This is a genomic window from uncultured Xanthomarina sp., from assembly GCF_963971605.1.
GTDB lineage: Bacteria > Bacteroidota > Bacteroidia > Flavobacteriales > Flavobacteriaceae > Xanthomarina > Xanthomarina gelatinilytica.
In genome coordinates this window covers 1-25476 of record NZ_CAXATZ010000036.1, presented here as the reverse complement: position 1 = coordinate 25476, position 25476 = coordinate 1, and the positions used below count along the sequence as shown (strand labels likewise).

At 35.8% G+C, this 25476-nt stretch carries 24 protein-coding genes and 2 pseudogenes; 13 read left to right on the top strand and 13 right to left on the bottom strand.

Going from position 1 to position 25476, the window contains the following annotated elements; all coding sequences use genetic code 11:
- The 6 genes and pseudogenes from AACY93_RS11545 to AACY93_RS11520 form a co-directional block, all read right to left on the bottom strand.
- Positions 1–460 (bottom strand): annotated as a pseudogene (locus AACY93_RS11545) (penicillin-binding protein 2); the annotation flags it as partial.
- Positions 460–963 (bottom strand): rod shape-determining protein MreD, encoded by a 504-nt coding sequence (gene mreD / locus AACY93_RS11540; protein ID WP_007648069.1) that lies wholly within the window; start codon positions 961–963, stop codon positions 460–462. The pseudogene AACY93_RS11545 and the gene mreD, both read right to left, overlap by 1 nt.
- On the bottom strand, positions 956–1777 hold the full coding sequence (mreC, locus tag AACY93_RS11535; protein ID WP_286854806.1) for a rod shape-determining protein MreC: 822 nt from the start codon (positions 1775–1777) through the stop codon (positions 956–958). The genes mreD and mreC overlap by 8 nt, the downstream gene beginning before the upstream one ends.
- A 9-nt stretch (positions 1778–1786) precedes the next feature.
- The gene (locus tag AACY93_RS11530) at positions 1787–2815 is read right to left on the bottom strand and encodes a rod shape-determining protein (RefSeq protein ID WP_007648073.1); all 1029 of its coding nucleotides are present in this window, start codon (positions 2813–2815) and stop codon (positions 1787–1789) included.
- A gap of 170 nt (positions 2816–2985) precedes the next feature.
- Positions 2986–4518, bottom strand: a complete 1533-nt coding sequence (gene purH, locus AACY93_RS11525) for a bifunctional phosphoribosylaminoimidazolecarboxamide formyltransferase/IMP cyclohydrolase (protein WP_287005915.1) — start codon at positions 4516–4518, stop codon at positions 2986–2988.
- A 166-nt stretch (positions 4519–4684) separates the two neighbouring features.
- A complete protein-coding gene (locus tag AACY93_RS11520; RefSeq protein ID WP_286854809.1) occupies positions 4685–5137 on the bottom strand; it encodes a GAF domain-containing protein in 453 nt (150 codons plus the stop codon).
- Positions 5138–5228: 91 nt separating this feature from the next.
- On the opposite strand from AACY93_RS11520, the gene xrtF reads away from it, so the two are divergent.
- The 6 genes from xrtF (at position 5229) to AACY93_RS11490 (ending at position 10146) form a co-directional block, all read left to right on the top strand.
- Entirely contained in the window at positions 5229–5777 is a 549-nt protein-coding gene (gene xrtF / locus AACY93_RS11515; RefSeq protein WP_286854810.1) for an exosortase family protein XrtF, read from the top strand.
- Positions 5770–6198, top strand: coding sequence for an exosortase F system-associated protein (locus AACY93_RS11510; RefSeq protein WP_007648080.1), 429 nt, complete (start codon positions 5770–5772; stop codon positions 6196–6198). The genes xrtF and AACY93_RS11510 overlap by 8 nt, the downstream gene beginning before the upstream one ends.
- Positions 6199–6263: 65 nt before the next feature.
- A complete protein-coding gene (locus tag AACY93_RS11505; protein ID WP_339612029.1) occupies positions 6264–6680 on the top strand; it encodes a hypothetical protein in 417 nt (138 codons plus the stop codon).
- A gap of 115 nt (positions 6681–6795) precedes the next feature.
- Positions 6796–9084 (top strand): TonB-dependent receptor, encoded by a 2289-nt coding sequence (locus tag AACY93_RS11500; protein ID WP_286854811.1) that lies wholly within the window; start codon positions 6796–6798, stop codon positions 9082–9084.
- Positions 9085–9115: 31 nt separating this feature from the next.
- Complete coding sequence (locus AACY93_RS11495; RefSeq protein WP_286854812.1) at positions 9116–9472, top strand: cation transporter; 357 nt, start codon at positions 9116–9118, stop codon at positions 9470–9472.
- Positions 9473–9540: 68 nt separating this feature from the next.
- On the top strand, positions 9541–10146 hold the full coding sequence (locus tag AACY93_RS11490) for a hypothetical protein (protein WP_286854813.1): 606 nt from the start codon (positions 9541–9543) through the stop codon (positions 10144–10146).
- An 82-nt stretch (positions 10147–10228) separates the two neighbouring features.
- Here AACY93_RS11490 and groL read toward each other — a convergent pair whose 3' ends face one another.
- The 7 genes from groL to miaB form a co-directional block, all read right to left on the bottom strand.
- Positions 10229–11860 carry a chaperonin GroEL gene (gene groL, locus AACY93_RS11485; RefSeq protein ID WP_007648090.1) on the bottom strand — a complete coding sequence of 544 codons (1632 nt, stop codon included), beginning with the start codon at positions 11858–11860 and terminating at the stop codon, positions 10229–10231.
- A 120-nt stretch (positions 11861–11980) separates the two neighbouring features.
- A complete protein-coding gene (locus AACY93_RS11480; RefSeq protein ID WP_007648092.1) occupies positions 11981–12256 on the bottom strand; it encodes a co-chaperone GroES in 276 nt (91 codons plus the stop codon).
- Positions 12257–12400: 144 nt separating this feature from the next.
- On the bottom strand, positions 12401–12757 hold the full coding sequence (gene secG / locus AACY93_RS11475; protein WP_007648094.1) for a preprotein translocase subunit SecG: 357 nt from the start codon (positions 12755–12757) through the stop codon (positions 12401–12403).
- A gap of 2 nt (positions 12758–12759) precedes the next feature.
- A complete protein-coding gene (locus tag AACY93_RS11470) occupies positions 12760–13701 on the bottom strand; it encodes a hypothetical protein (RefSeq protein WP_286854814.1) in 942 nt (313 codons plus the stop codon).
- Between the two features lie 4 nt (positions 13702–13705).
- A complete protein-coding gene (locus AACY93_RS11465) occupies positions 13706–14212 on the bottom strand; it encodes an LptE family protein (RefSeq protein WP_007648098.1) in 507 nt (168 codons plus the stop codon).
- Between the two features lie 99 nt (positions 14213–14311).
- Positions 14312–15565: a sigma-54 dependent transcriptional regulator gene (locus AACY93_RS11460; protein WP_286854815.1), complete on the bottom strand. Its 1254-nt coding sequence runs from the start codon at positions 15563–15565 to the stop codon at positions 14312–14314.
- A gap of 132 nt (positions 15566–15697) precedes the next feature.
- Positions 15698–17143, bottom strand: a complete 1446-nt coding sequence (miaB, locus tag AACY93_RS11455) for a tRNA (N6-isopentenyl adenosine(37)-C2)-methylthiotransferase MiaB (RefSeq protein WP_286854816.1) — start codon at positions 17141–17143, stop codon at positions 15698–15700.
- A 165-nt stretch (positions 17144–17308) separates the two neighbouring features.
- Between miaB and AACY93_RS11450 the strand changes: the two genes are divergently transcribed.
- The 7 genes and pseudogenes from AACY93_RS11450 to AACY93_RS11420 form a co-directional block, all read left to right on the top strand.
- Positions 17309–18076 carry a hypothetical protein gene (locus tag AACY93_RS11450; RefSeq protein ID WP_286854817.1) on the top strand — a complete coding sequence of 256 codons (768 nt, stop codon included), beginning with the start codon at positions 17309–17311 and terminating at the stop codon, positions 18074–18076.
- An 18-nt stretch (positions 18077–18094) separates the two neighbouring features.
- Positions 18095–18838: a hypothetical protein gene (locus tag AACY93_RS11445; RefSeq protein ID WP_286854819.1), complete on the top strand. Its 744-nt coding sequence runs from the start codon at positions 18095–18097 to the stop codon at positions 18836–18838.
- A 148-nt stretch (positions 18839–18986) separates the two neighbouring features.
- On the top strand, positions 18987–21491 hold the full coding sequence (topA, locus tag AACY93_RS11440) for a type I DNA topoisomerase (RefSeq protein WP_286854821.1): 2505 nt from the start codon (positions 18987–18989) through the stop codon (positions 21489–21491).
- Between the two features lie 29 nt (positions 21492–21520).
- On the top strand, positions 21521–22687 hold the full coding sequence (locus AACY93_RS11435) for a formimidoylglutamase (RefSeq protein ID WP_286854823.1): 1167 nt from the start codon (positions 21521–21523) through the stop codon (positions 22685–22687).
- 168 nt (positions 22688–22855) lie between these two features.
- Complete coding sequence (gene gldK / locus AACY93_RS11430) at positions 22856–24217, top strand: gliding motility lipoprotein GldK (RefSeq protein WP_051052634.1); 1362 nt, start codon at positions 22856–22858, stop codon at positions 24215–24217.
- Between the two features lie 80 nt (positions 24218–24297).
- Positions 24298–24939 carry a gliding motility protein GldL gene (gene gldL, locus AACY93_RS11425; RefSeq protein ID WP_286854824.1) on the top strand — a complete coding sequence of 214 codons (642 nt, stop codon included), beginning with the start codon at positions 24298–24300 and terminating at the stop codon, positions 24937–24939.
- A gap of 48 nt (positions 24940–24987) precedes the next feature.
- Positions 24988–25476: pseudogene (locus AACY93_RS11420) on the top strand (gliding motility protein GldM); the annotation flags it as partial.

Here is a 25476-nt window from a genome sequence, read left to right as displayed (position 1 = left end):
GCACATTTGCGCTGTGGTCTACCTGGTAGTCTCTTAATGAACGCTTTTGAATATAAAATCCTTCATATTTCCTCATTTTCTCTTGGAGTGCTGCATAATCTTCTTTTGACAACTGAGGCACAAAAACAGAGGGTAATCTAGGGGAATAATGGTAAGCTTTTTTATATATTTTTTTGAATTGTTCAATATCGATTTTAAGTAACGAACAAAATTCCAAGGTGTCCAGGGGTTTTACCTCGCGAGGAATCACCATCACATCATATGAAGGTTGGTTGGCCACCAAAAGTTTGCCATTTCTATCGTAAACAAAGCCACGCTTAGGGTAATCGTACACTTTTCTTATGGCATTATCATCGTAGAGACTGTGTTCTTCAGCATTATAAACCTGAAGGTAAAACAATCTCGCTATAAAGCTCACGCCTACAAGAATAATGGTAATAAAAAGTAATAGTTGTCTCATTAATTTCTCCTGCTAAAGATAATGGTTGTCAATAAACATAATATAATAGTAAATATACTGGAGAATAACGTGTTTTGAAGGATTAAAATTATCTTATAAAAGTTAAAAAATTCCAATGAGAATAAAATAAAATGATGAATTAAGGTCAAAATGGCAATATAGGTAAGTTTGGATCCAAACTCCACATTGCCAAATTTCATGGTTTGATGATCGTAAACGGCTCCAAATGAAAACTTTAATATAAAAGGCCTAATAAATGCTATGGTCACAGATGCTGCAGCATGAACACCTCCAGAATCTAAAAAGGTATCAATGGTCAAACCCAATAAAAAACTGACAAGAATAAAAATAACCCGATTGTTTTTTAAAGGATACAATAAAATGAACAAAATGTATAAATACGGATTTATATAACCTAAGAAGTTGATATGGCTCAGTACCAAAACCTGCAATAATGCCAAAATAATAAACCGAAAGGTATGGGTAAATACAATACTATTCATTGGTGTTGTTTATTAAGGCATTTATTTCTTCGGCATCTTTATTTTCTATAACATACACGTGTTCCAAACTTGTCATATCGTTAAACAAACGTACATGAATGATGTAGTAATTTTGGGAAGCATCCAAGGTGTAACTGTCTATGGTACCAATAGGTATGTCTTTAGGGAAAATGGAAGATCTACCAGAGGTTATAATGGTATCTCCAGCCGTAATTGGAGCGATTTTCGGGATTTCTGTAAGTTGAACCAAATAGGGCGATTTGCCATTCCATACTAAAGAACCAAAATGATTCGATTTTTTTAACTTGGCACTAATTCGGCTATTGGTGTTCAAAACCGAAATAACCGTAGCATATTTTTTACTGGTATTATCCACAATGCCTACCAGGCCTTTTGGTGAAATTACACCAAAATCTTGTTTGATGCTATCTCTTTTTCCTCTATTGATCAATAACACATTGTTGTTGGAAGCGTAGCTGTTTTTTATAACTACTGCAGGAGAAAACTTGTAGGAAACCCCAGAATAAACCGTATCAACAAAAGTTTTGTTAATGGAATCCGTTTTGTTGTACAAAAGCGACTTTAATTGATTGTTTTCTTGCTGAAGAAGCTCGTTTTGCTTTCTCAGGTGCATATATTCACTAACATTGTTTACTGAATTGTAAATACCTCCAGACAAAAAATTGGCTGAATTAATAAATTTACTTTTATGATATGAATGCGATTGAATGGTAAACACCATGGCAATTGAAAACAACAATAAGTATAACAAAAACGATTTGTTTCTTATTATGAAGTTTATAATTTGCTGCATGTGTTAGGGCTATTTTATCAATATGCTTTTGTATTTAGGTAAGTTTTTAAGGGTTATTCCTGTACCACGAACAACAGCTCGTAACGGGTCTTCTGCAATGTAAACAGGCAAATCGGTTTTTTGGGACAAACGCTTGTCCAACCCTCTTAACATCGATCCACCACCAGCTAAATAAATACCAGTATTGTAAATGTCTGCTGCCAATTCTGGAGGAGTTTGGGATAAGGTTTCCATAACAGCATCTTCAATACGCAAAATGGATTTATCCAAGGCTTTGGCAATTTCCCTATAAGAAATGTTTACTTGTTTTGGTTTCCCTGTTAATAAATCACGTCCTTGAACGCTCATATCTTCTGGTGGAAGTTCCAAATCTTCAGTTGCTGCACCAATCTGGATTTTTATTTTTTCGGCAGTACGCTCTCCAACATATAGGTTGTGCTGTGTGCGCATGTAATAAATAATATCATTGGTAAACACATCTCCTGCAATTTTAACCGATTTATCACAAACAATACCTCCTAAGGCCAAGACAGCAATTTCTGTGGTTCCACCACCTATATCCACAATCATGTTTCCTTTTGGCTGCATAATGTCCACACCAATACCAATAGCTGCTGCCATAGGTTCGTGAATTAAGTAAACCTCTTTACCATTAACGCGCTCGGCACTTTCTTTTACGGCCCGCATTTCCACTTCTGTAATTCCAGAAGGAATGCAAATAACCATACGTAAGGCTGGAGTAAAAAATTTCTTTTTTAAGGCAGGAATGTTTTTTATAAACATGCTAATCATCTGCTCGCTGGCATCAAAATCGGCAATAACCCCATCTTTAAGAGGTCTAATGGTTTTAATGTTTTCGTGTGTTTTTCCTTGCATCATGCTGGCTTCCTTACCAACAGCAATTATTTTTCCAGAAATTCTATCTCGCGCAACTATAGAAGGACTATCTACAACCACTTTGTCGTTATGGATAATAAGTGTGTTTGCAGTACCTAAATCTATTGCTATTTCTTCGGTTAGGAAGTCAAAAAATCCCATGCGTTACAGTCGTTTATTTGAGGTTTGTTAATCTAATCTTGTAAATGTAATAAAAGTTATGCAATTATTATCTTCGGTTGTCTTTTTGATTGTTATTATTCGATAAGCTACGTCATTTTTAATTTGGTAACTTCCAAAATCCTATAAAAGATTTCCAAGATCAAGAAGATTTAGTGCTTAAAATGTCTAGTTCCTGTCATGACCATGGTCAAATGGTTCTCATTGCAATAATCTATGCTCAGTTGGTCTTTAATGGAACCACCTGGTTGAATCACTGCCGAAATCCCTGCATTATCTGCAATTTCCACACAATCTGGAAACGGAAAAAACGCATCACTGGCCATCACAGCCCCTTTTAAATCGAAATTAAAGGATTGTGCTTTGTGTATGGCTTGATTTAAAGCGTCTACACGACTGGTTTGCCCTGTTCCACTAGCACATAATTGTTTGTTTTTTGCCAAAACGATGGTGTTCGATTTGGTGTGTTTGCAAATTTTTGATGCAAAAATCAAATCTTCTAACTCCCTTTTGGTTGGTTTATTGTTTGTAGCATAAGATAAATCTGCAACTGTATCGGTTTTGTGGTCCCTATCTTGAACCAACACACCATTTAAACAGGTCCTTACCGTGGTTTGAGGCAACTGGGTGTCTTTTAAAATCAGTAAAATGCGATTCTTTTTGCCTTTTAAAACAGTTGCTGCTTCCGAAGTAAACGAAGGAGCTATAACCACTTCGCAAAATAACTTATGGATCTCTTCGGCTGTCGCTAAATCAATTTCGGAATTGCTGATCAATATGCCACCAAAAGCCGAAACAGGATCGCCTGCCAAAGCGGCTTGATATGCTTCCAAAACAGTTTCCCTTTGTGCAAATCCACAAGCATTGTTGTGTTTTAAGATGGCAAAAGTTGGTGCTTCGCCTTTAAACTCGTTCATTAAATTTACGGCTGCATCTACATCCAACAAGTTGTTATAGCTTAATTCCTTGCCATGAAGCTTGGTGAAAATGTCATCGAAATTTCCATAGAAAAACCCTTTTTGATGTGGATTTTCGCCATAACGCAATACTTGACCTTGAGTTTCGCTAATTTTTAGACTGGCAATGTCTTGATTGCTGTTGAAATAATTGAAAATGGCCGAATCGTAATGAGATGAAACATTGAAAGCCTTGGCAGCAAAACGCTTTCTGTCTGCTTCAGAGGTTTCGCCATTTTTGGTTTGAAGTAGTTGCAAAAATTCTTTGTAATCTTCAACTGAAGCCACACATACCACATCTGCATAATTTTTGGCAGCAGCACGAATTAATGAAATCCCACCAATGTCAATTTTTTCTATAATGTCTTGGTTGCTGGCTCCAGAGGCCACTGTTTTTTCAAAAGGATATAGATCCACAATAACCAAATCGATTTGTGGAATTTCAAAATCGACCAACTCTTTAGCATCACTGTCATTGTTTTGACGGTTTAAGATACCTCCAAACACTTTTGGGTGTAAGGTTTTAACACGGCCACCAAGTATAGAAGGATAAGAAGTTACCTCTTCTACAGGAACCACTGGAATCCCTAAATCCTGAATGAATTTTTCTGTGCCACCAGTGGAATAAATAGTGACATTTTGTTGATGTAGTTGCTTTACAATTGGTTCTAATCCGTCTTTACTGAAAACAGAAATTAAAGCCGATTTAATGGTTTTGTTGTTGCTCATTTTAGTTGTGTTGTGTGTCTGTGACATTCTTGATGAAGCAATTAGCTCATGGAGAATGTTAGTTGTTTTTTATGACTGCAAAAGTAGGTATTTCAATCAAAAAAAACCTAGGTTAGGGACGCTAAAAACATGAGATTTTTCAACTTAAATGAAAAGTTGTTAACAACTATAGTATGGATGCCACTTTCTCACAAACAAATTCCAAAAAACGTTCGTCCTCCTCGCTAAACGGATCAGGTGTGTTGGAGTCTATGTCTATTTGTCCTATGTTTTCTCCGTTTACAAAAATAGGGATTACAATTTCAGCTTTAACAGTGATGCTACAAGCAATGTAGTTGTCTTGAGCAGAAACATCAGGAACCACAAAGTTTTTGTTGCTTACAGCTACTTGACCACAAATACCTTTCCCAAAAGGAATGATGATGTGGTCTGTGGGTTCACCTACATAAGGTCCCAGTTTTAGTTCGTTTTTGTCGCCATTTTTAAAGTAAAAACCTACCCAATTGTAATGTGGGATCTGAGCTTCCAAAAGTTCACAAATATTTTTTAAACGCTCGTTAACTGGTTTTTCGGAAGAAATGATAGTTTCTATTTGAGGTTTTAGTGATGTAAAAGTCATTTTTAAGAAAATTTTCAGCAAAAGTATTTAAAAAGCTAGTCTTGTAAGACTTAATTTGTATAATTTTAACGAGAGAAACAACAAATTTCAATTGAAAGACTTATTAAAAAAATATAAATCTGTTATTACATTTATTTTCACCTTTTTATTGGTGTATGCCGTCTTGACGTTTGCTTATAAGCTGTATCTGCAATATGGTTCCAGTGACGTTTATTATCCAGACTACATGACAAATTTGGTAGCCAAACAAAGTAAGGATTTACTGGAAACCCTTGGGTACCAAGCGCAGGTAATTCCTCATCCAGACGAGCCTTCCATGAAATTGATTATTAATAATAAATATGTGGCTCGAGTGATAGAAGGATGTAATTCGGTTAGTGTCATCATCCTTTTCGCATCTTTCATTATTGCATTTACCGGAAAATTTAAAACCACTTTTTTTTATCTGTTGGCTGGAAGCGTGTTGATTTATGTGGCCAATTTGGTACGTGTGGTAATTTTATCTGTAGGTCTGTATCACTACCCTTGGCGAAAGGATGTTTTGCACACGGTTATTTTTCCGGCTATTATTTATGGAATGGTGTGTTTGCTTTGGTTATTTTGGGTAAATAGGTTTTCTAATCCCAAAAAGCATGAATAAGGGTTTTAAATACATAGCATTTTTTGTATTGGTTGGCTTGTTGGTCTTAATAAGGGTTTTTGAAGAACAATTGTTTTACGATCCCTATTTGGCTTTTTTTAAAAACGATTATTTATATATAGACTCTCCAAGACAGGAAGTGTTTAAGCTGGCAGCATTTACAACACTTAGGTATGTTTTGAACACGGTTATCTCACTTGGTATTTTGTTTGTGCTTTTTAAGGATTTAAGCATTATTAAGTTTTCGGTTTTAGTCTATGCTTTGGCATATGTGGTGTTTATGTCTCTGTTTTTATATTTTGTAATTCACCCAAAACAGGAAGATTATTATTTGTTTTTTAATGTGAGACGTTTTTTAATTCAACCTTTGATAGCCTTGTTGCTCATTCCAGCATTTTATTACCACAAACAACGATTGTAAATGTTAATCCTTTGAAAAAATGATTTGTTTCAGATGCTTTTTTTATAAATTTGCATCGAAATAGAATGATGATAAAAGCAATTCTTCATAAAACCTTTTCAGTGACTTTGTCTTGCTTGGTGTTGTTTTCAACCTTGTCCTTTACAGTTGAAAAACACTACTGTGGTAATCATTTGGTAGATGTAGCTATTTTTACCAAAGCAGAAAATTGTGGCATGGATCTGGAAGCCTTTTCAACTGCCAATTTTGAAAAAAAACATTGCTGTAAGGATGAAATCCAGGTTGTTAAAGGGCAAGATAAATTAAAGAAATCTTCCTTTGAAGACTTGCAGTTGGAACAACAACTCTTCTTAAGTGCTTTTATTTGTTCTTTTCTTAATTTATACGAAGGTTTACCAGAACAGGTAATTCCTCATAAAAATTACTCTCCTCCCAATCTGGTTGCAGATATACATGTACTGGATCAGGTTTTTTTGATTTGATATATAGATTTTTAACATTCCCTTTACTTATGTGTTAAACAGTAAGGGAACTTATGCTGTCTATCGCTTTTGCGAAATGATGAAATAAAAATCTTTTTCAAACAAAATTTTAATAATGAAAAACCTATTTATTAGAAAATATCCAGCAGCTTTTGTTGGTTCTATCAATATAAAAATTGCCCTATTATTGATTTTAATTCCTGTTTTTTCTTTTTCACAAGAGAAATTAAAGGGGATGATCATGGAAGTGAACGAAGAAAGTAAACACGTACCTGTTGCAGGCGCCAATGTATATTGGCTAAACACAACGGTTGGTGCCATTACAGATTTTGAAGGAACATTTACCATTCCATATAAACCAGAGTACAAAAAACTAGTGGTGAGTTTTGTAGGATATAAAACAGATACACTAACGGTTAAAAATACAGATCACATCCACCATATATTACAATCCACAAGCAGTTTGGATGAAGTGGTTGTGACCTCTAGGAAGCAAGCAACTGCAAAATCTTATTTGGCTTCACAAAATATTATGACGGTAAGTAGCGACGAGCTTTTAAAAGCAGCATGCTGTAACCTCTCTGAGAGCTTTGAGACCAATCCTTCCATAGATGTAAATTTTGCTGATGCTGTTTCTGGAACCAGACAAATTAAAATGTTGGGATTAACCAGTCCCTACATCTTGATCACTACCGAAAATATTCCTTCCATTCGAGGAGCTTCTCAAGCCTATGGCTTAAGTTTTATTCCAGGAACCTGGGTTGAAAGCATACAAATTACCAAAGGAGGAGGAAGTGTGGTAAATGGTTATGAAAGCATTGCTGGACAAATAAACACCGAATTGGTAAAACCTAAAACCGATAATTCCTTGTTTGTAAACTTGTATGCAGGAAGTAACGAAAGGTTGGAGCTAAACACCCATTTAAACACTAATGTCTCCGAAAAATGGGACACTGGTTTGTACATTCATGGAAACACTCACAATAAAAAACACGATGTGAATGACGATGGTTTTCTGGATATGCCTATCTATAACCAAATCAATATCATGAACCGTTGGCAGTATACCAATCCAGAAAAAGGTTTGGTAAGTTTTTTTAATGTGAAATATTTAAATGATAGTAAACAAACTGGAGAACTTGATTTCAATCCAGATACCGATAAGTTAACCACAAATGCTTGGGGGAGCGAAATAGATACCCAACGTTTTGAAGCTGCTGTAAAATTGGGTTATGTTAATCCAGAGATTCCTTATCAAAGCATCGGGTTTCAAAGTGCCTTTAGTTGGCATGAGCAGGATTCGTATTTCGGACTTAATATTTACAACATTATCCATAATAGTTTGTATGCAAATGCCATGTATAACTCCATTATTAGCGACTCCAGGCATAAAATTAAAACGGGTTTAAGCTATACTTACGATCATTACAACGAATTGGTGAATACTACCAATTATGAAAGAACAGAAGCATCCATTGGCGGGTTTTTTGAGTATAATTACGATAATTTGGATAAATTGAATGTCACTGCTGGTGTGCGTATAGACAACCATAATTTACTTGGGGTTTTTATAACACCAAGATTACATGCCAGATATACACCTTGGGAAAAATCGGCTATTAGAGCCTCTATAGGAAGAGGGAAACGCAGTGCCAATATTTTCACAGAAAACCAAAGCATGTTTGCAACATCCAGACAAATCAACATCTTAAGTTCTGGAGGGAATATTTATGGTTTGGACCCAGAAATTGCCTGGAATTATGGTGTCTCTTTTTTGCAAGGATTTAATTTGTTTGGAAGAAAAGCAGATGTTACTTTAGACTTTTATAGAACCGATTTTCAAAATCAAATTGTGGTAGATTATGAAAACCCACAAGGTGTAAGCTTTTATAATCTAGATGGGGAAAGTTATGCCAATAGTTTACAATTGGAGTTTAACTACAATGTCTTTACCCATTTTGATTTGCGATTGGCTTATAAACATTACGATGTAAAAACCCAATACACTTCCGGAAAATTGGAAAAACCCTTAACACCACAACACCGTTTGTTTGCAAACGCATCTTATGAAACAAAAGCGCAGGAAAAAGGAGGTAAATGGAAGTTTGATGCAACCTATAATTGGTTGAGTAAACAGCGTTTTCCATCAACGGTTTCTAATCCAGTAGCATATCAAGTACCTGCTTATTCACCTACTGTAGGCACTTTGAATGCGCAAATTACAAAAGTGTTTTCTCCAAAATTTGAGATTTATGTTGGAGGTGAAAACATCACCAATGTTAGGCAAGAAAATGCTATTTTAGCACCAAACGACCCTTTTGGTTCGTATTTTGATACCACGTTTGTATATGGTCCCATTTTTGGAAGCATGTATTACGCAGGATTGCGATTTAAAATTAAATAATAAAATAATTATTAATTAAATATGAATTAAGATGAAAAAACTAGGAATATTATTAGTGATGCTTATTAGCATGACAGCCTTTTCACAAAATAAAAATGCCAGAGCCACTATGGAAGTAGATGGTGTGTGTAACATGTGTAAAGAGCGCATTGAAAAAGCCTGTATTAAAACCAAAGGAGTTAAATCGGCTGTGTGGAATGTAAGTACTCATGAGTTAAGTTTGATTTACGACGAACGTAAAACCGATTTAAAAACCATAGAAAACAACATTGCTGCTGTTGGCCACGATACTAAAAACGTTGTAGCTACAGATGAAGCCTACAATAGTGTACACGATTGTTGTAAGTATCGAGATGAAACAGTGGTTGATGACCATAAAGAAAATTAATAACTAAAAAAAGTCCAAACATCTGTTTGGACTTTTTTTATATTGCAAACTTAAAACCAACCAAATCCATGAAAAAAATATTTTTTGTTATTGTATATGTACTCATTTCAAACACATATTCCCAAACCGATTTTATCTTAATAGTAAACAACCAAACCCAGGAAATATCCTTAGATAAAAACTATGATTTTCAGGTAGATGGTAAAACTATACAAGTTTCAGCAAAAGAAAAGGACACTTTAATTTATAACGACCCTTTTTACACTTTTAAATATTCCAAAAAACATAAAGTTTCAAAAACCGAAATAGATACAGGAATCGAGCAAATTATGCTAATGACTGCTGCAGGATCTGGGATTATAATACAAAAATATGATTCGTTTAATCCAACTATGTTGCAGGAGCTTATGTTAAACGAAGTCACCAAAGAAAGTGTAAGTTATGGTTATGCTATTGAGAGAAAGGATTACTCAAGAACTTTAAAATCTGGTGATGAGATTTCAATTTTAAAAGCCGATTTGGAATATAAAGGAGAGTTTGAAATTTATGAGATTTCGGCTTTAGGAATTAAAGATGAAGGTATTTTAATTATGACTATGAATTTAGGAGGAGATAGTGATAATGAAGGAACAGATATGATAAATCTTTTGTGGGAGACTCTCTCTATTAATTAAGTTAGTAAAAGTAATCATTAAAAAACGCCTCAATTTTTTGAGGCGTTTTTTATTATTATAAATTGAGTGTCGAGATTCTCAATTACATCATGCCAGGCATGCCACCTCCACCCATTGGAGGCATAGCAGGAGCATCTTCTTTAATATCAATTAAGGCACATTCTGTAGTTAAAATCATTCCAGCAACAGAAGCTGCATTTTCCAGTGCAATACGCGTTACCTTTTTAGGATCGATGATTCCAGCTTTCAGCATGTCTACATAGGCTTCAGATTTGGCATCGTAACCAAAAGCGCCTTTGCCTTCCATCACTTTGGCAACAACCACACTTCCTTCACCACCAGCATTGGAAACAATGGTTCTTAAAGGAGCTTCTATAGCTCTTGCTACAATTTGGATACCTGTTACCTCGTCTAAATTCTCAGTGGTAATCTTTTCCAAAACAGTTTTAGCCCTTACCAAAGCAACACCTCCACCAGCAACAATACCTTCTTCTACGGCTGCTCTGGTTGCATGTAAAGCGTCATCCACTCTGTCTTTTTTCTCTTTCATTTCCACCTCGCTGGCAGCGCCAACATAAAGTACGGCAACTCCTCCAGCTAATTTAGCTAAACGTTCTTGAAGCTTTTCTTTATCGTAATCGCTTGTAGTGGTTTCAATTTGTGTTTTAATTTGGTTGACTCTTGCTTTGATATCTGCAGCTTTTCCAGAGCCGTTAACAATGGTTGTATTGTCTTTGTCAATGGTAATGGTTTCAGCAGTACCAAGCATGCTTAAATCGGCATTTTCAAGAGAAAATCCTCTTTCTTCTGAAATAACCACACCACCTGTTAAGATAGCGATGTCTTCTAACATGGCTTTACGTCTGTCTCCAAATCCAGGAGCTTTTACAGCTGCAATTTTTAATCCACCACGTAATTTGTTGACCACTAAAGTAGCTAAGGCTTGGCCTTCCACATCTTCAGCAATAATCAATAGTGGACGGCCAGATTGTGCAACTGGTTCCAAGATTGGAAGAATCTCCTGTAAATTGGAAATCTTTTTGTCGAACAATAAAATGTACGGATTTTCCAAATCGGCAATCATTTTATCAGCATCAGTCACAAAGTAAGGGGAAAGATATCCTCTATCAAATTGCATTCCCTCAACCACATCTACATATGTGTCTGTTCCTTTGGCTTCTTCAACGGTAATCACACCTTCCTTGCCAACTTTATCGAAAGCTTTGGCTATTAAATCTCCAATTGTATCGTCGTTGTTTGCAGAAATAGATGCAACCTGTTTTATCTTTTCAGATGAATTGCCAACTTGTTTTGCTTGTTTTTCCAGGTCTTTTGTAATAGCTTCAACAGCTTTGTCAATACCACGTTTTAGATCCATGGGATTGGCTCCAGCGGCCACGTTTTTCAAACCTTCTTTTACAATGGCTTGTGCTAATACGGTTGCAGTAGTGGTTCCATCTCCAGCCAAATCGTTGGTTTTGGAAGCTACTTCTTTAACCATTTGAGCTCCCATGTTTTCAAGCTCGTTATCCAACTCCACTTCTTTAGCAACAGTTACTCCATCTTTGGTAACTTGAGGAGCGCCAAAACTTTTGCTAATAATAACGTTTCTACCTTTTGGTCCTAAGGTTACTTTTACTGCATTTGCCAATGCGTCCACACCACGTTTTAAACCGTCGCGTGCTTCTATATCAAATTTTATGTCTTTTGCCATAATAAAAAATTTTAATTAAAATTTTTAACCTCAAAATTTAAATACAAACTCCCAAAAAGGATTTTCTGTAATTCAATGTGAGGTCATTGGAATTTGTTTTTTTGTTTTTGGAATTTGCAATTAAATAATTGCTAAAATGTCGCTTTCGCGCATCATTAGGTAATCTTTACCTTCAAGTTTAAGTTCGGTTCCAGAGTATTTTCCGTAAAGAACGGTATCTCCAACTTTAACGGTCATTGGTTCATCTTTCGTGCCTTTACCAATAGCCATAACTTTGCCTTGTTGAGGTTTTTCTTTGGCATTATCAGGAATGATAATTCCGGAAGCAGTTTTTGTTTCAGCTGCTACAGGTTCAATAAGAACGCGATCTGCTAAAGGTTTAATGTTTAAACTCATATTTATATTTTTTAAAGTTAATGTTAACGCTTTAGCGTTATGCTAAAAATGTGCCAATAGAAGCAGACTGACAAATTTTCATTTAAAAAAAAATGCCAACTTAAACAGCTGGCATTTTCATGTTTTTTGTTTGAAACAATGATGTTATTCTGAAGCTGGTTCAGTTTCAGCATTGTTTGTAGGAGCAGGAGCAGCTGGTGTTGCTGGAACAACAGGTTGTGTGGTTGCTTCCGTGTCCAAAGCTTTAGAGTCTACTGTTCCCGAACCTCTGTTTATGGCTACATTGGAAAGTAAGATCAATGCTAACATTAAGGTAGCCAAGGTCCAAGTACTTTTGTCTAAAAAGTCGGTTGTCTTTTTTACACCACCAAGTTGTTGTGTGCCACCACCTCCAAAAGAAGAAGATAATCCACCACCTTTAGGGTTTTGCACCATGATAACCACTACTAGTAAAAAGGCTACAACTACAATTAGTGCTAAAAATATTGTAAACGTACTCATTGTTATTTATTGTTTTGTTCTTGTAATTTTTTAATTGCTTTAATTTGGTCTGCAAAGAAACCACTTTTTTCTGGATATTTCAAACTTAAAATGTTGTAAGATTGAATTGCTTTTTTGTAGTTTTTTTGCTCCAGATAAATTCTAGCTAAAGTTTCGGTCATCAGGGATTCGGGTTGAATCATCTGTTCTTCGGCAAGATTGGCGTTATTGCTGGTGTATTGCTGTGGTTTTAGCCTAGGGTTTTTAGAGATGAACTTATCTATTAAATCGAATTTTTTATCTCTAGTGTTTTGACTTTTATTGGGATTTGTTGTTGTTTTTTCTGCTTCTATGTCTTCAGTATTTGATCTTTCAATGGGTTTAAAGCGAGTCAGTTTCAACCATTCGTTAAAGGAATGGGTTTCAGACTGGTCAAACTGTAAAGGTTTCCCCAATTGCAATATGGTGTCTGGCGATGCTGTTTTGGCTGGAGTTTCCTGTTGTGTAACGTTTGCCGTTTCTTTGCTTTCTTGCAATTTAAAATTAGCATGTTCTTTTTTTGGTTGAAACAAATCAGGATCCAAAACCCCTGTTGTGTCTTTTATTTGTTGTTTTAAGGTATCGTCTATTGAAACACTTTTGTTTACCGAAATATCTTCAACTTCTACAGGAATGTCTTTTAAATGTGCTGTGTTTTGTTTTATGAACTGCGAAATTTCATTTTGAAGAAATTCTTCCGAAGTTATAAAATCGAATAAAATGCTTCTATCTGAGGTGTAGGCTGCTGTTGTTTTTAATTCTTGGTTGTATTTAAAGCTTTCTTTGTTTTTTAATCCTTTAAGGTATAAGGCTCTAGCAGATTGAAAATATGGAAACTCTTCTGTAATGGCTTGTAAAGCCAAAGTGTTTTCGGCTGTTATGCTTTTTGGGCTTTGAAGGATTTCTATAAAATCTTTTTGTTTCATCTGGTTACCACTTTGCTAGGGTTGCATTAAAAATATCTTGTGTAAGCCTTTCAAAAATTTCTTCAATGGCTGTAACTTTTTGCGCACCAACAAGGTTGGCATCGCCTGCATAATCATAGAAAAAGGAAAAGCGTTGTTCCATGTTGTCCTCTTCATTTTTCTTGTTGTAAAAGCGCACATTTACAGAAATGGTTAACTTGTTTTGTGCGGCTGTATTATCTGCTTGAGCAGTAGTTGGTGAGATTCGGTATTCGGTTATTTCACCTTCGTAAACCAAATCGCCATTGGAAGTTACCAGTTCCAGATTGGTCTGGTTTAACAATAAGTCTTGCAAGGCAAGGGTAAACTGTCTGTCCAGTCCTGGTTCCACCAAAATGGCATTATTTTGAAAATAATTGACCTGAAAGGTTTTGGTACTGGCAGGAATGGAGGCTCCTGTAAACGAATATGCGCCACAACCCAAGATTGTAAGGGAGATTAAGACTAAAAGGGTTATTTTAAATAATTTCATTGTAACATTTAATTTCAATTGCACTTTGATTCCACTTTTGTTTTTGTGTGGGTGGATAGTTGTACTTGGTGTGACAGTTTTTATAAACAAACAACGTTCTTACAGGTCATATTGCTTGATTTTTCTGTATAAGGTACGTTCGCTTATCCCTAGTTCTGCAGCTGCCAATTTGCGTTTGCCATCATGGCGTTCCAAGGATTTTTTAATGAGTTCCAGTTCTTTATCATGTAAAGATAGGGTTTCCTCTTCTTCAATCTCTTCAGCAAAATGATATTTATCCTGAGATTCTGGGGCAGGTTCAAAATTCTCTGGGGATTTTTCAGCAATGGACAGCACTTCCAGATCTTCAATGGTGGCATCTTCTTCCTCGCCATATATTTTTTGAATCAGGCCTTCATTCTGTTTTTGAACATCTTTTGCATTACCACTTTTCATAAGTTCCATGGTTAATTTCTTTAAGTCGTTCAAATCACTTTTCATATCGAACAGGACTTTGTACAATATTTCCCGTTCGTTACTAAAATCGCTTTCGGCTTTTGAGGTGTTTATAATGGCTGGTAAATTACTCCCTTCGTTAGGCAAATAGCCTTGAAGCGTTGCAGCACTAATGGTTCTGTTTTGTTCTAAAACAGAAATTTGTTCGGCTACATTTCGCAATTGTCTAATGTTTCCACTCCATCGGTATTTTAACAAGACCACTACGGCTTCGTCTGTTAATTTAATGGTTGGCATTTTATACTTCAAGGCAAAGTCGCTTGCAAATTTCCTGAACAACAAATGGATGTCGTCTTTTCTGTCCCTAAGTGGAGGCAGATGGATTTCTACAGTGCTTAATCTATAATACAAATCCTCACGGAACTTTTCTTTTTTAATGGCATCAAACATGTTCACATTTGTAGCTGCCACTATACGCACATTGGTTTTTTGAACTTGGCTGGAACCTACTTTAATAAATTCGCCATTTTCCAGGACACGTAATAAACGCACTTGAGTTGTAAGAGGGAGTTCGCCAACTTCATCAAGAAAAATGGTGCCTCCATCAGCGACTTCAAAATATCCAGATCGTGTTTGGGTGGCTCCTGTAAATGCGCCTTTTTCATGGCCAAAAAGTTCGCTGTCTATGGTGCCCTCTGGAATGGCTCCACAATTAACTGCAATATATTTGCCGTGTTTTCTATGTGATAATTGATGAATGATTTTTGGAATACTTTCTTTACCAACACCAGATTCCCCTGTAACCAAAACAGAGATATCTGTAGGTGCTACTTGTATGGCTTTTTCTATGGCACGATTAAGTTTGGCATCGTTGCCAATTATTCCAAATCGTTGTTTTGTTGCTTGAATGGATTCCATATTAATTTCCTGCGAAAGCAGGAATCTTAGTTTTAATGTTAATGTTTAGTCTTCTTTTCTCGAGCAGCTATCTATAGATAGACATGCAATTATGAGGTTTGAACAAGGTTACGGCTAAATGCAACCCTATGTTTATTGATTGTCCGAAAGTCCGATGGCTTCCCCAATAAGAGTTGCGCTTGTGCAATCGGTTATTTTTACTTTTACTAAATCGCCAATGTTATATTGGGCTTTTGGAAAAACAGCTACACTATTTTGGGAGGTTCTTCCAGACCATTCTTTATTGGATTTTTTAGATTCTTTTTCAATAAGTACTTCTACAACTGTATTTAAATATTGTTTTGTTCTAATTTCACTATGCTCACGTTGTAACTGAACTATTTCTGCCAAACGGCGTTTTTTTACTTCTTCAGGCACATCGTCTTCCATTTTGCGCTCAGCCAAGGTTCCAGGTCTTTCTGAATAGGTAAACATATACCCGAAATTGTATTTTACATAGTCCATTAAACTTAAGGTGTCTTGATGGTCTTGTTCAGTTTCTGTAGGAAAGCCAGCTATTAAATCATGACTGATGGCACAGTCTGGAATAAGGCGCTTTATGTTGTCTATTAATTGAAAATATTCCTCACGAGTATGTAAACGGTTCATGGCCTTTAAAATTCGGTTGCTGCCACTTTGTACTGGTAAGTGAATGTGTTTGCAGATGTTGTGGTGTTTTGCCATGGTTTCAATAACGTCCAGGGTTAAATCCTGTGGATTAGAAGTTGAGAAACGAATGCGCATATGTGGTTGTGCTTTGGCACACATATCCAACAAATTGGCAAAATTGACTGCTGTTGCTTTTTGGATGTCGCTTGCTTTATCAAAATCTTTTTTCAAGCCTCCACCATACCAAAGATAGCTGTCTACGTTTTGTCCTAAAAGCGTAATTTCCTTAAACCCTCTGGCCCATAAATCGTTTATTTCTTCTAATATGCTTTGTGGGTCACGGCTTCTTTCCCTGCCACGTGTAAAAGGCACCACGCAAAAGGTGCACATGTTATCGCAGCCACGGGTTATGGATACAAAGGCTGTAACACCATTGCTGTTTAAACGTACAGGAGAAATGTCTCCATAGGTTTCTTCTTTGGAAAGAATAACATTTATGGCATCCCTTCCATCTTCTACTTCAGCGAGCAGGTTGGGTAAATCTTTATAGGCATCTGGGCCTACCACCAAATCCACTATTTTTTCTTCTTCCAGAAATTTGCTTTTTAAGCGTTCTGCCATACAGCCCAAAACACCCACTTTCATTCCAGGGTTAATACGTTTTACGGCATTGTATTTTTCAAGTCTTTTTCTAACGGTTTGTTCTGCTTTATCGCGAATGGAACAAGTGTTTACCAAGACCAAATCGGCATCTTCCAGTTTTTGTGTGGTATTATAACCTTGATTGGAAAGAATGGAAGCCACAATTTCACTATCGCTAAAATTCATGGCACAGCCATAACTTTCTATGTAAAGTTTGCGTGTGTTTTGTTCTTTATTTTCTAAAACCAAGCTTTCGCCTTGTTTGCTTTCGTCTATAATCTTTTCCATATTTAAAATAAACACTATTTTAAGTCAATATTCATGCCTGTAAAAATGAAGCAACTGCAAAGATACAATTATTTTAATCAAAGTGACAAAGTGACAGTGTGTTAAAATTTCTGTTTCTAATTGTAAAATTTAATTACTTTTAGGTGCTAACTAAAAATAACGGAAATGACCTACTTGGAAGTTGAAGATAAAATTAAAAATGCCAAACCAATAGATTTTGGCAACCTCATAAATGACGTTTTTGAATTGTTCAAAAAAATATGGTTAAAAGGATTCATAACCATTTTATTGATTATGGCTGTGGCTTTAGGAATTATTTTTGTTTTTACCATGATAGGATTGGCGCCTGAAAATGTTACTGCTCAGCAAATGTTAAATTTTGAGGTTTTTTACCAATCATATGTTACTAGTGTAATTTATGGGATTCCACAAACCATTTTGTTAAGTACTTGTATATTGGCTTTTTTAGGGGCTTTTTACAGAATATGTAGACAGGATATAGAAGGAGAAAACAAGGAAGCCGACTATTTTTATTTCTTTAAAAAAGCTTATTTTTCTAAAGTGCTCATGTTGGGAATTATTTACACAGCTATAGCTGTTTTAGCACAGCTTATGTTTATTGTACCTTATATTTATGTGTATATTCCACTTTCCTTTTTTTCGGTTGTATTGGCAAATCATCCAGAAATGGGCGAACTGGATATCGTTAAACTTAGCTTTAAACTAGGAAATAAAAAGTGGTTTATTGCTTTTATTACTATGTTCGTTGCTGGAATTATTGGCATGTTGGGCATCATAGCTTGTGGGATTGGTGTGCTTTTTACCATGTCCATAGTTTATTTGCCTGCTTTTTTAATCTATAAGGAAGTGGTAGGTTTTCAGAATGGCAAAAACATGGTAACTATTGAAAACCAAACCAAAACAAATTTTTAAAACCTAACCAATTGACATATGAAAGCACTGAACATTTTATTGGAAAAAATTGACAGATCCAAGACATTGGATTTTGGAGATATATTTAGCAACAGTATTGAGTTGTTTAAAAAAGTCTGGGCTCAAGGACTCATAATGATGCTTTTAATGATGGTAATTTTAATCCCTTTTTATTTAGTGATGTATTTACCATTTATAGGCATGGGTTTTTTGGATATGGATGCTTATTCTTATAATAATGACATAAGCCCCATTTTAATGATCCCTTTTTTTATCATGATTTTTGTTTTTTCAATAGTGGCCATGGTGCTTTCCTTCGGGATGAAAGCCTCCTTTTACAGAATTTGTAAAATGAAGGATTTAAACGAAGCTGGTTCCGACGATTATTTTTATTATTTAAAGAAACCCTACTTGGGGAAAGTGATTGTTCTTTCTTTAATGATTTTTGGCATGTCGCTTCTGGCAACTTTATTGTGTTTTTTACCTATTATATATGTCATGGTGCCCATTACTTTAATAAATGTCATTTTTGCATTTAATCCAGACTTATCTGCTTCAGATATCATTAAGGCAGGCTTTAGGTTAGGGAACAAAAAGTGGCTTATTACTTTTGGGTTGATTGTTATTTCTGCCATTTTAGCTGAATTGGTTGGGTTGCTCATGTGTTTTGTGGGTATTTTTGTAACGGCATCTTTTTCCTATATTCCAGCTTACTTTGTATACAAAGAGTCTGTAGGTTTTCAAAATCCCAATGACATATAATATGGTAGCAACTTATTTTTTAATGGCCAAATAAGCCAGTTTGCTTAGGATAAAAGCAAAAAAATATCGATAAAATGTTTCCGAATATTTGATTCATTAGGTAGATATATTTTTTTTCACATACATTTGTAGCCTTAAAAAATCAAAAATGGCGAAGAATTTAGTAATTGTTGAGTCACCTGCAAAGGCCAAAACCATAGAGAAATTCCTTGGAAAAGATTTCAAGGTGGAATCTAGTTTTGGTCATATTGCAGATTTGCCTTCAAAAGAATTAGGAGTAGATGTAGATGGAGATTTTAAACCAAAATACGAGGTTTCCAAAGATAAAAAAGCAGTTGTTAAGAAACTTAAGGACTTAGCCCAAAAAGCCGAAATGGTTTGGTTGGCAAGTGATGAGGATCGCGAAGGGGAAGCCATTGCTTGGCATTTGGCAGAATCTTTAAATTTGGATAAAAACAAAACCAAGCGTATTGTTTTTCATGAAATTACAAAATCGGCCATACAAAAAGCCATAGAAAACCCAAGAGGGATTGATTACGATTTGGTAGATGCACAGCAAGCGCGTCGTGTATTGGATAGAATTGTAGGATACGAATTGTCTCCAGTGCTTTGGAGAAAAGTAAAAGGAGGCTTGTCTGCTGGACGTGTACAATCCGTTTCAGTAAGATTGATTGTTGAACGCGAACGCGAAATTCAAAATTTCAAACCAGAAGCATCTTACCGAATAGACGCCGAATTTTCCAACGAAGCAGGACAAGCTTTTAAAGCCAAACTGCCCAAGAATTTTTCAACCAAAGACGAGGCTCAAGCCTTTTTGGAAAAAAATGCCACAGCTCAATTTAAGGTTGCAGAGTTAGAGAAAAAGCCGGCAAAAAAATCGCCTGCAGCCCCTTTTACAACCTCCACCTTACAACAGGAAGCCTCCAGAAAGTTGTATTTTTCGGTAAGTAAAACCATGACCTTAGCACAACGTTTGTACGAAGCTGGTTTAATAACCTACATGAGAACAGATAGTGTCAACCTGTCTGATGATGCAAGAAAAGGAGCCCAAGCCGAAATAGAATCTGCGTATGGTTCCAAATTTAGCAAACCTCGCAATTATAAAGGAAAAACCAAAGGCGCACAAGAAGCACACGAGGCTATTAGACCTACCGATTTTTCGGTACATTCCGTTGATATTGATAGAGACCAAGCCAGATTGTACGATTTGATCTGGAAACGTGCCATTGCTTCACAAATGAGCGATGCCGAATTGGAACGCACCAATGTAAAGATTAGCGCTTCAACACATAACGATATATTTACTGCCAATGGCGAGGTTATTACCTTTGAAGGGTTCTTGAAAGTTTACCTGGAAGGTACAGACGACGAAGATTCTGAACAAGAAGGCATGTTGCCAGCCATGAAGACAAACGAAGCTCTTCTTAACAACTACATTACAGCTACAGAACGTTATACGCGTGCTCCATATAGATATACAGAAGCTTCTTTGGTAAAACAATTGGAAGAATTGGGTATTGGACGTCCTTCAACCTATGCGCCAACCATTTCTACCATTCAAAACAGGAATTATGTTGAAAAAGGAACTGTGGAAGGTGTAGAACGCAACTATTCGCAGCTAACCTTAAAAAACGGACAAGTAAAAGATAAGGTGTTAACAGAAAAAGTTGGTTCCGATAAAGGAAAACTGGTGCCAACTGATATTGGGATGATAGTAACAGACTTTTTGGTCAATCACTTCGAACATATCCTGGATTATAATTTTACAGCAAAAGTGGAAGAGGATTTTGATGATATTGCTGAAGGAAAGGTAGACTGGACCAAGATGATGAAAGATTTTTATAAAGATTTTCATCCCAAAGTAGAAGATGTGCAAGAGAATGCCGAAAGGGAATCTGGCGAAAGAGTTCTTGGAACAGATCCTAAAACAGGACGTCAAGTAAGTGTACGTTTGGGCAAATTTGGACCTATGGTGCAAATTGGTACGGCCGAAGAAGAAGAAAAACCTCAATTTGCCAGCCTCTCTCCAGACCAACAGCTTAATACCATTACCTTTGAAGAAGCCATGGATTTGTTCAAGCTTCCTAAACAATTGGGTACTTATCAAGGAAAAGACGTAGAGGTTAACAATGGTCGTTTTGGACCCTATGTAAAACATGGTGATAGCTTTGTATCTTTACCGGCAGGAGTAGACCCTTTAAGTGTGGAACTGGATGATGCCATTGTTTTAATTAAAGAAAAACAAAAGGCAGATGCGCCAATTTACACCTACCAAGGCTTGCCTGTTCAAAAAGGAAAAGGCCGTTTTGGACCATTTATAAAATGGAACAACATGTTCATAAACGTGAATAAAAAATACGATTGGGACAACCTTTCTGATAGCGATATTGTTGAATTGATAGAAGATAAAATCCAAAAGGAAAAAGACAAATTAATTCACCATTGGGAAGAAGAAGGCATTCGTGTTGAAAAAGCACGATGGGGAAGGCACAACGTTATTCAAGGTAAAACCAAAATTGAACTCCCAAAAACCGTGGATGTGTCGGACATGACTTTAGAAGAAGCTAAAGCCTTAATAGCAGAAAAAGCGCCTAAGAAAAAAACCACAAAAAAGAAAGCAACCAAAAAGAAAGCTGCTTCCAAAAAGAAATAATTTAACATAAAAGCTATTAGAGTCACCATATGAATTTTAATTTTCTCTCTCCTGTTTCCGATTTGGTACTTGCTCATAACGAGTTATTGTCTCAACAAACTTTAGGGAAAAAAATTAAAATTCATTCCAAACAACATGGTATTCCAGAATTGGATCAGGTGCATTTGGCAATCGTGGGCGTTTTGGAAAACAGAAACGATGTTAATTATATAGGTGAAGAGTTTAGCTTGGATGAGATTAGAAAATCACTGTATTCGTTATTCCCTGGAAACTGGCACAAAACAATTGCCGATTTAGGGGATATCAATAAAGGGGAAACGGTAGAGGATACCTACTTTGCGTTAAAGACCACCATAAACATCCTGGTACAAAAAAACATTATCCCAATTGTTATTGGAGGAAGTCAAGATTTAACCTATGCCAATTATCGCGCTTACGATGCCTTGGCTCCAATGGTCAATATTGTGAACGTGGACTCCAAGTTCGATTTGGGTGATTCTGCCAAACCTATTAAAAACGATAGTTTTGTTGGAAAAATAATTTTAGACAAGCCTTACAATCTGTTTAATTACGCTACTATAGGCTATCAAACCTATTTCAACTCACAGGAAGAAATAGACTTAATGGATAAACTGTATTTTGAATCTTACAGATTGGGTCAGGTATCAAAAGACATTACATTGGTAGAGCCAGTGTTGCGAGATGCCAACATTGTAAGTATCGATTTAAATTCGGTAAAAGCATCGGAAGTGAGTGATAGGCAAAAAACATCTCCAAACGGATTGGATGGCAAGGAAATTTGTGCTATTTCCAGATACGCAGGAATAAGCAACAAAGTATCTTCCATTGGTATTTATGAATACAAACCTTCAAGAGACGATACAGTTACTTCCATGTTGGTGGCACAAATGATCTGGTACTTTATAGAAGGTGTCAATTTCCGTGTCAAGGACGACGACTTTTTAAATGACGAAAGCTACCAGAAATTCATTACCTTGGTAGAAGATCAAGAATTGGTGTTTTATAAAAGTACTAAAACACAACGTTGGTGGATTGAAATTCCTTTTTTATCGGAAATAAATAATAAATTAAAAAGACACACGTTATTACCTTGCATGCACCAAGATTATTTAGATGCTTGTAATAACAAGCTTCCTGAAAGATGGTACAAAGCCTTTCAAAAGAACTGTATATAATGAATATGTTAATTAACGCGTATTTCATCGGTAAAACGCACATTTTTCACGATGAAGCGTAATTTTTTTTAAAAAAAAGTTGTTTTTTTAAAAATATATAGATATGTTTACGCTCTTAAAAATTTTAAGACACAAAATTAAATTATTAACCTCGAGTTTTCTATGGATATGAAGAAGTTTATTTTATTAACCGCAGTTTTAGCATTACTTGTCAGTTGTGGCTCTGGAGACAGGGGTCAATTAGTAGGTGTTAAAGGAAAGAAGTGGCATCCAGAAAAGCCCTATGGTATGGAGTTAGTACCTGGAGGAGCTTTCATTATGGGTAAGGCAGACGATGATCTTGCTGGCATTAACGATGCACCTTCAAAAACAGTTACTGTTAGGTCTTTTTACATGGACGCAACAGAAATTACAAATAGCGAATATCGTCAATTTGTAAACTGGGTAAGAGATTCTACAATTAGAACCAAATTGGCAATTCTTGCTGATGAAATTGGTGAAACTCCTGGAAATGGAGGGATTGGGGAATATGCTTTTAAAGATTCAGATCCAGATAACATGACTGTTTACGAAAAGTACATGTACGATAACTACAGTGGTTTAGGCCCAACGGGTTATGAAGGAAGAAAATTAAATCATGACATTGATTTGATTTTTGACACAGCAGATTATCCAGATGAATACTATGCAGAGGTTATGGATACCATGTATATTCCTATTGAGGAATCTTACAATGGGCAAAGAACTTGGGATGTGACCAAATTCAAGTTTCAATATTCTTACATGGACATAGAAAAAGCAGCCAAAAACAGATCTTTAAAAAGAAAAGATGTGATTGTTAAGGAAGAGGTTGAAATTTATCCAGATACAACTACTTGGATTAGGGATTTTGCGTACTCTTATAACGAGCCAATGCACAACGATTATTTCTGGCACGATGCTTATGGAGATTATCCTGTTGTTGGTGTGTCATGGACTCAAGCCAAAGCATTTTGTCAATGGAGAACCCTATACCACAATGCTTACAGAAAAGAAAGAAAACAACATTTTGTAAACTCTTATAGATTGCCATCGGAAGCAGAATGGGAATATGCTGCAAGAGGAGGTCTGCAAGCAGCAACCTACCCTTGGGGTGGACCATACACTAAAAACGATAGAGGCTGCTTTATGGCCAACTTTAAGCCATTAAGAGGAGATTATGCTGCAGATCAAGCCTTATATACTGTAGAAGCAAAATCTTACGAGCCTAACGACTTCAACCTTTACAACATGGCAGGAAACGTTTCGGAATGGGTTAATGCATCTTATGATCCTTCTTCTTACGAATATGTTTCAACCATCAACCCAAGTGTTAATGATGTGAATAACTATCGTAAAGTAGTTCGTGGTGGTTCTTGGAAAGACGTAAAATACTATTTACAAGTAAGTTCAAGAGATTACGAATATGCAGATTCTGCAAGAAGTTACATTGGCTTTAGAACAGTACAAGATTATATGGGAACCGAAGTGACCAAAAACGCAACCAACTAATAAAAAGTAAATAACCAAAATAAATTAATATTAATCTACTTTAAGTACAACAACTTAAACTTAACTAAAAAACTAAAATTATGGCACAATCAAGAGCATTTAAGAAATTTATGACTATGTCTTACGGATTTGGAGCATCCATTGTAATTATTGGAGCGCTTTTCAAAATTATCCACTTCGAAATAGGTCCATTAACAGGTAACGTTATGTTAACTTTAGGTCTTGTAACAGAAGCAATTGTATTTGCTATTTCTGCATTCGAGCCTGTAGATGACGATTTAGACTGGTCTTTAGTATATCCTGAATTAGCTGGAGGAGCTTCTACAAGTAAAAAAGAGCAACCAAAAGATGCAGAAGGATTACTTTCCAAAAAACTGGATAACTTATTGAAAGAAGCTAAAATTGATGCAGAATTAATGGCAAGCTTGGGAGATAGCATCAAAAACTTTGAAGGAGCTGCAAAAGGAATAAGCCCAACTGTAGATTCTATTGCTGCTACTAAAAAATATGGTGAAGAATTATCTTTAGCTGCTGCGCAAATGGAATCTTTAAACAGTCTTTACAAAGTACAGTTGGATAGTGTAAACCGTCAAGCTGCAATTAACGAAGAAGCTGTTGAAAACGCTACCAAATTAAAAGAGCAAATGCAATCTTTGGCATCTAACCTTTCATCATTAAATGGTGTTTATGGTGGTATGTTATCTGCAATGAATAGAAACTAATTAGTACCTAAACTAAATTTTAACAATTAACAACAAAACTAATTAGAAATGGCAGGAGGAAAATTATCTGCAAGGCAGAAAATGATTAACTTGATGTATTTGGTGTTTATAGCAATGCTAGCACTTAATATGTCAAAAGAGGTGCTATCGGCATTTGGATTAATGAATGAAAAATTAACCGAATCCAATCAAGCAGCTACTGAAAGAAACGAAGCGTTTATGCAAGGTTTGGCAGAAAAAGTTTCTGAACAACCAGCAAAATACCAACCATTAAAAGCACAAGCTGACCAAATTAGTACGTTAGCTAACAATTTTAATAGTTATTTGGAAGAATTAAAAGGAAAAATGACTGCTACTGTTGATGACCCTCAAGATTATGAGGTAATGGACAAAGGTGATTATTTAGACAATAACTTCTTTAAAGGAGATAAATTAAAGCCAGAAGGACAAGAGTTTTTAAATCAAATAAAAACATTTAGAGAAGGTGTTATTGAGGTATTGTCTCAAAACCCTGATATGGCAAGTATAGCTGATGAT